The following is a 6,869-nucleotide window of genomic DNA, read 5'->3' as shown; positions in this document are numbered from 1 at the left end:
TGGTGGCGGGCTCAGCCGTCCCATCGCCCAGGAAGCGCTTCAGGGGGACGGTGATGTTCAACGTGGCCAACGGTTGGCGGCTCAGGCTGGAGCAATCCCGGTGGCCCAGAGCGGTCTCGAAGATCCGCATCATCGCGTCATAGACCCGCTGATGCTTCGGCATCGCCGCGTTCTCCGGCCCATACGGCTGCGTGTAAGCCTGCAGGGCGGCCTGGATCAGCTCGTTATCGGCCCCCGGCCCCCACATCCGCAGCAAAAACCCGGACTCGAACGTGGGCGAGAACTGCGCACCCCGGTTCTCGAACGTTTCGTCATAGTCCCGGTCGGCCTTATCCGGGTCCAGGCGGGCGACGAACCATTTCGCCGCGTCCCGCAACTGGCGCACCGAGGCCTGCGGGCACTCGGTCTTGAAGCCGATCAGCCCGAATTCCAACCGGGCCCGAAACCCTTCCACCGAAGGACGCTGGGCACGGAATTCCTCATCCGCCGTTTCGAGGACCTTGGCCCACTCACCCACAGCCTTTTCGGTGGAGGTCGCGATGGCGCAGGCTTCACCCAAGGACAGGGCGCTGGTTTGGAAGGCTTCTTCCACCAGGGGCAGCTGTTGCTGGTACAACGCTCGGGCGAGGGTGGCGAGGCTCTTGGCCTCGGCCGGGGTGGTGCCCCACTGGTGGGTGATCCACGCTTGGATGCTGCGCTGGCCGCCCTCTTCCAACAGGACACCGGTGGCCTCCATGCGAGCCAGGGCGGGCAGCATCCCATAGCGGATCCGGTCGACTTCCCCATTGAGCCGGCGAAACTGGGCGAGCACATCGGCTTCACACCCGAAGGGGATATCCCGGCCGGAGAATTCCACCGCCATCTCCCGCGCACCCGCCATCGCCTTATCGACCGGGGTGTTCCCGGTCGGGCGCGGTGCGTGGGGAGGAAAGCTCATACTCTGATTATATGCGAACACCCCCAAGAATGACAGGCCTACTCACCGGTTTATTAACCGAATTCTGAGGCCGATGTGTCTATCATGGAATGGCTGTTATTGTGGGTTATCCACAACCCCTTTTCCCCTATGGTCGGCACCACCTCTCGCGGAAGTGCCTCCTCACGGTTTTCGGTGGAGGGGCTCTGAAGAGAAACGATCTTGCTCCTAGCGCCATGTTGGGCGCCCAAATGGGCGCTAGGAGCAAGATCATCGCTGAGAAGACCAGAGCCGGCTACCGCGGGGACGCGCCCCGCCCCGTGCCTCACCTGTAGCGGGTACTTCGTGACCGGACCCGTCACGTAGTGGCGACGCGCTCAACGATGCAGCGAGGCGGTGGGAAAGGGATCCGGCCGGCTACGGCCGGACCGGGCCGAAGGCCCACGGGGCCGTTGGGACCCCAACCACTCTCCCCCCTTCCCCGATAGCCGCCAAACCGCCGCCCGCACCGTACGGGTCAAGGCCACCCACCACGCTGATGAGCAACTCAACATCGCCTTGACGCGTGCGGTGCGGGGGGCAACAATCACGCGGCGGGGAAGGAGGGAGAACCCACCCCCACCCCGCCCAACAACCTCAAGGTTCTCTACCTGAGGCGCCCCACGCACTGACCTTTCACTTACAACCTCGTCCTGAACTTCTGCTTGCCGCGATCTTCTTTCGCTTTTCTCCCCCCACCTTTACCTCCGCCCCACCAACACACCCCGCACCCGCACAACCCCCACTCCCTCAACCCCCCACTCCCTCAACCCCCCACTCCCTCACCTCCCACCCGCACCCCCCACAGGCCAGGACCATCGCCCACTCCCTACGCTCAGCCGGTGACCTCTCCTCGCCCGATCGCCGCCTGCCTGCGCGCTTCCACGTCCGCGACCAACAGGTCCACCATCTCCTCCGTCACACCCATCCCGAACGTGGACAGCGCCACGATCGGCATCGAGTCGGCCATTCGCAACAGCTCCTCCGGAACCGAGTCCAGTTCCTCCATCCCGGCCCGGATCTCGGCCAGCACCGGCCCGCCGATCGCGTTCGCGCGCCAGTCCTCGATCGTGGAACTCCTGGTCAGCGGAGGTACGAAGCGGTCCCCGGAGCTGACGACCTCTCCGCTCAGCCGAATATCCCGGGAGGAGGCCCCCACCGAAACCGTGTAGGTACCGGCCACCAGCGACCATCGGTGGTGTTCGGCATCCCAGGTGGACAGGTCGCGCCCACGGACGGCCAACTCCACCCGCGCGCTCTCCCCGGGCTCCAAGGCCACCTTCGCGAACCCGCGCAGTTCGCGCACCGGCCGGGTCGGATACTCCTGCGTCAACCCCGTGTACAGCTGGACGACCTCCTGTCCGGCCCGCGTGCCACTGTTGGCAACGGTGAGCGCCACCGTCCACGCGTCCGTCCCGTCCTCGATAACCTCCAGGTCGGAGTAGTCGAACGTGGTGTAGGTGAGCCCGAAACCGAACGGGTACGCCACCGGCCGATCCAGGGTGTCGAAGTGCCGGTACCCCACGAAAACTCCCTCGCCATAGCGCACGTGTCCACGCTCGCCGGGGAAGTTCAGGTAGGAGGCGTGATCACTGAGCTTCAGAGGAATGGTCTCGGTGAGCCGCCCGGACGGGGAGACCGCGCCGGTCAGCACGTCCACCGTGGCCGCGCCACCTTCCTGTCCCAGCAGCCATCCCTCCAACACGGCGTCGGCGTCACCCTGCCAGTCGGCCACCGACACCACCCCACCGTTGGACAGCACCACCACGACCCGCTCGCTCACCCGTCGAATCCGGGCCAGCAGTTCGACCTGTTCGGCGGGCAGGTCGATGTCGGTGCGGTCGAAGCCCTCTGATTCCAGAGCCTCCGGCAGCCCGAGGAACAGCACGGTGGTGTCGCACTCCTCCGCCAGCGCCACCGCCTCCTCGGCCAGGTTCGGCGCCGCGGTCCCGTCCAGGGTGAACCCGGGGGCGAACCGCACCGGAAACTCCTCGGCCACCTCATCGAACGCGTCCAGCGCGCCGGTCACCCGGGTCGGCACCATGTGGGAGGAGCCCCCGCCCTGGTAGCGGGGTGTGCGAGCGAACTCGCCCACGACCGCGATCGAACGGCCCGGAACCAGTGGCAGCGCCTCGCCCTCGTTCTTCAACAGCACCAGCGCCTCGGTCGCGGCCTCGCGGGCCAACGCCTGGTGGGCCTCGTGCTCGGGCGAACGCGAGGTGTCGGTGGTCACCCGGTCCTGCACGCGAACCAACCGCTCCACCACGGTGTCCAGCACCGAATCGTCCAGCTCGCCCCGCTTCACCGCGTCGACGATCCGGTCGTCGGTGCCGCTGGGCGGCATCTCCAGGTCCAGTCCGGCGCGCACGGCCTCGACCCGGTCGACCACGGCGCCCCAGTCGGAGACCACCGCTCCCTCGAACCCCCACTCCTCGCGCAGCAACGTGGTGAGCAGCCACGGGTCCTGGCTGGTGTACACCCCGTTGAGCCGGTTGTAGGAGCACATCACCATCGCCGGGTCGGTGGTGCGGATGACCTCCTCGAACGCCGGTAGGTAGATCTCGCGTAGCGTGCGTTCGTCCACGTCGGAGCTGGACCGCATCCGGTCGGTCTCCTGGTTGTTGGCGGCGAAGTGCTTCACGCACGCCCCCACACCCTCGGATTGAACGCCCTCGACCAGCGCGGCGGCGATCCGCGCGGTGACGTGCGGGTCCTCGGACACGTACTCGAAGTTGCGGCCGCACAGCGGGGAACGCTTGATGTTCATGCCCGGGCCCAGCACCACGTCCACGCCCATGGCGCTCGCCTCGGTGCCCAGGGCCGCGCCGACCCGCTGAACCAGGTCGACGTTCCAGGTGGTGCCGAGCCCGACCGCCGGCGGGAAGCAGGTGGCGGGCACACTGCTACCGATGCCGAGGTGATCGCCCTCCTCCAACTGCTGTCGGATGCCGTGCGGGCCGTCGGCCAGGTGCAGACGGCGCAGTACACCCGGGATCGGGGTGCTGTGCCAGACCCCGGACCCGGAGGTGGCGGCGGCCTTCGCGGCCAGGTCGGGTTCGAGGCGGGACATTTCGGTGCTCATGAGGGCCTTTCGTCAGTGGTGGGGGCGGGGGCCGACGCGGGGATTCCCAAGGTGTGCAGGAAGGAGACGATCGCGGCGCGCATGTCGACGGCGCCGGGGTCGAGGAGCCACTGCACTTGGAGTCCGTCCTGGAGGGCGATGAACTGCGTGGCGGCGACCTCGGGGGCGGACTCCGGGCGGCCGTCGAGGAGGGTGGCGAACGCCGACGTGAGGTGTTCGCGCAGTACGCGGTAGCGACCGAAGAAGTAGTCGTGCGCGGGGTGGGCGGGGTCCGTGGCCTCCGCGGACAGGTTGACGAAGAGGGAGACCAGGCCGGGGGATTCGGTGTTGCGTTCGACGAGCTTGACGAGGTTGTCGATGAGTGCGCGGTGGCTCAGGTCCGGGTCCAGGACGAGCGGGGCGTCGATCTCGTCGCGCCTGCTCAAAACGTGTATGAGCAGGGCTTCCTTGTTGGGGAAGTGGTGCAGGACCCCGGCGTGGGAGAGGCCTGAGTGGGCGGCGATGTCGCGGAGGGAGACGGCCCGGTAGCCGGAGCGGGAGAAGAGTTCGGCGGCGGCGTCGATGACGTGCCCACGGGTGCGTTCGCCCTTGGTCGGACGCTGTCGCGGGTGCTCTGTGTCGGTCACGGGGCTCTCCTCGCACACGATCTCGTGGCGGCGGCACAAAACCTACCGCCTGGTCAGATTGTGGCACAAGGCACAGTTGGCGGATTCGTGGTGGGTCCCGCCGGACCCCCCGTGCGCACGCCCCGCACACGGAAAAGGCCCCTCCCGCCGACCTTCGCGTCGGTGGAAAGGGCCCGGTGGGCCGCCGAGACGACCCTCGCGCGGTCAGATGACCGGCTCCTCCTGGCGCAGCAGCTCCAGCGCGGGCGCGTACAGGCGGGCCTTGATGGTGCCCAGGGTGGCGGCGTCCTTGCCGGCCAGGGAGCGGGCCAGCTCGATGGCGGTGGGGCGCACCTCCTCCTCGGCCACGGCTCGGTCCACGATGGCGGCCTTCGCGGCGTCCTCGCCACCGTAACGACGGGCGGTCACCATGGCCTCGTGCGCGGTCTGCGGAGCCAGGCGGGCCTGGATCAGCGCCGACATCGCCGGGGTGAAGGGGATGTTGATGTCGGCCTCGGGCAGGCACCAAAAGCCCCGGTCGGCGCGCATCACGCGCAGGTCGTGTGCCAGGGAGAACATCGCGCCGGCGGCGAAGGTGTGCCCCTGTAGGGCCGCCACGGTGGGCATCGGCAGGGCCAGCAGGCGCCCGAACAGCCGGTGGACGCTCGTGACGTACTCCTTGTAGCGGTCGCCGTTGGCCATGAGCCACTCAAGGTCCAGGCCGTTGGAGTAGAACTTGCCGGTGGCGGTGGTGACCAGGGCGCGCGGGCCCTCGGCCTCCTCGGCCTCGTCCAAGGCGGCGTTGACCGAGGCGAGCCAGTCCGGGTGGAAGCGGTTCTCCCCGTCACCGATATCGAGAACGAAGACCTCGTCGTGGCGTTCGAGCGTGGGCATGGTGCGCTGCCTTCCTTCGTGGGTCGGACGGTCGGTGGTCCAAATGTTACTGGCCGGTAACCACATGGGCCAGCATAGACCAGGAGAAACGACCCCGCGGAAAAACAGGTACCGTCCGTCCGCCGGATGCCCCTATCATCGGCACCATGTCCAGTGCTTCGTGTGCGGCCGCCTGCGCCGCGGTGACGAGGACGCTCCGCTAGCGGCGGGGCGTTCCTCCACTTCTCCATAGAACGTTCCTCCGCTCTGCCGTCGAACCGGAGCGGCGCTTTCGTGCTGCCCGGAACCTCTTTCGAGCAACGGAGCACTCGGTGTCTTCAGACATCCTTTCCTGCCGGGGTGATTCCTCCCCGGCACGCGCGTGGCTGGTGCTGTGCTGCATGGCCATGCTGCAGTTCTTCATCGCGGTCGACGTGACCGTGGTCAACGTCGCCCTTCCCTCGATCGGCGCGGACTTCGGCGTCGGCGGCCACGCCCTGACCTGGGTCGTGGTCGGGTACACGATCACCGGCGGCGGGCTGCTGATGCTCGGCGGTCGCCTGGGCGACGTACTCGGCAGGCGCCGCGTCCTGGTGCTGGGCACGACCGTCTTCGGCGCGGCCTCCCTGCTGGCCGGACTCGCCCCGTCGTTCGCCGTGCTGGTGATCGCGCGACTGTTGCAGGGCGTGGGCGAGGCGCTCGCGCTGCCGGCGGCGATGTCGGTGATCGTGCTCATGTTCCCCGAGGGGCCGCGCCGATCCCGGGCGCTGAGCGTATGGGCGGCGGTCGCCAGTTGCGGCCTCGTCCTCGGTTTCGTGCTCTCCGGCGTCATCACCGAACTGCTCGGCTGGCGGTGGATCTTCCTGCTGTCCGTCCCGTTCATCCTGGTGGTCCTCGTCGCGGCGATCCTGCTCGTGCCGAGCGAACGCTCCACCGAGTCGACGCCCTTGGACCTGCCGGGTTCGCTGCTGTTGGTCGCGGCCCCGCTGCTGTTCGTCCTCGGCGTCGTCGAGGCGGGGGAGGCCGATGGCGCGCTGCCGTGGCTGCCACCGGTGGCGCTGGCCGGCGCGGTGGTGGCCACGGCCCTGTTCATCAGGGTCGAGCGCCGGTCTCCGAACCCGCTCGTGCCGCTGCGGCTCTTCCGCAACCGACCGCGCGTCCTGGCCAACGCCGCCACCGTCCTGTTGAGCGCGGCCCTGTCCACCTCGTTCCTGCTGTTCACCTTCTACCTACAGAACAGGCTGGGAATCGGCCCGTTCCAGACCGGTCTGCTGATGCTGCCCTTGGCCGCGGCCCTGATCGTGGTCTCGGTGCTGGTCCCTCGGATCCTCGAACGATGGGGCGCCCGGGCCTG

4 protein-coding genes and 1 pseudogene are annotated in these 6,869 nt (G+C 68.4%); 1 reads left to right on the top strand and 4 read right to left on the bottom strand.

The genetic code is table 11. The features are described 5' to 3' along the window. The 4 genes and pseudogenes from ABZ717_RS28290 to ABZ717_RS28275 all read right to left on the bottom strand — a co-directional run. Positions 1–937: pseudogene (locus tag ABZ717_RS28290) on the bottom strand (hypothetical protein); the annotation flags it as partial. Between the two features lie 853 nt (positions 938–1,790). Further along, a complete protein-coding gene (locus ABZ717_RS28285; protein ID WP_358516228.1) occupies positions 1,791–4,037 on the bottom strand; it encodes a glycoside hydrolase family 3 C-terminal domain-containing protein in 2,247 nt (748 codons plus the stop codon). Continuing rightward, positions 4,034–4,663 (bottom strand): TetR/AcrR family transcriptional regulator, encoded by a 630-nt coding sequence (locus ABZ717_RS28280; RefSeq protein ID WP_358516225.1) that lies wholly within the window; start codon positions 4,661–4,663, stop codon positions 4,034–4,036. The genes ABZ717_RS28285 and ABZ717_RS28280 overlap by 4 nt, the downstream gene beginning before the upstream one ends. Positions 4,664–4,867: 204 nt before the next feature. Continuing rightward, entirely contained in the window at positions 4,868–5,536 is a 669-nt protein-coding gene (locus ABZ717_RS28275) for an enoyl-CoA hydratase-related protein (protein WP_358516222.1), read from the bottom strand. A 311-nt stretch (positions 5,537–5,847) separates the two neighbouring features. On the opposite strand from ABZ717_RS28275, the gene ABZ717_RS28270 reads away from it, so the two are divergent. Next, positions 5,848–6,869: MFS transporter (locus ABZ717_RS28270; protein ID WP_358516220.1), on the top strand; the 1,022-nt coding region annotated here is incomplete at its 3' end.

It is taken from the genome of Nocardiopsis sp. NPDC006832 (assembly GCF_040635885.1).
Taxonomy (GTDB): domain Bacteria; phylum Actinomycetota; class Actinomycetes; order Streptosporangiales; family Streptosporangiaceae; genus Nocardiopsis.
Note: the sequence above shows the minus strand (reverse complement) of the source record. Positions and strands in the feature narration are given on the sequence as shown.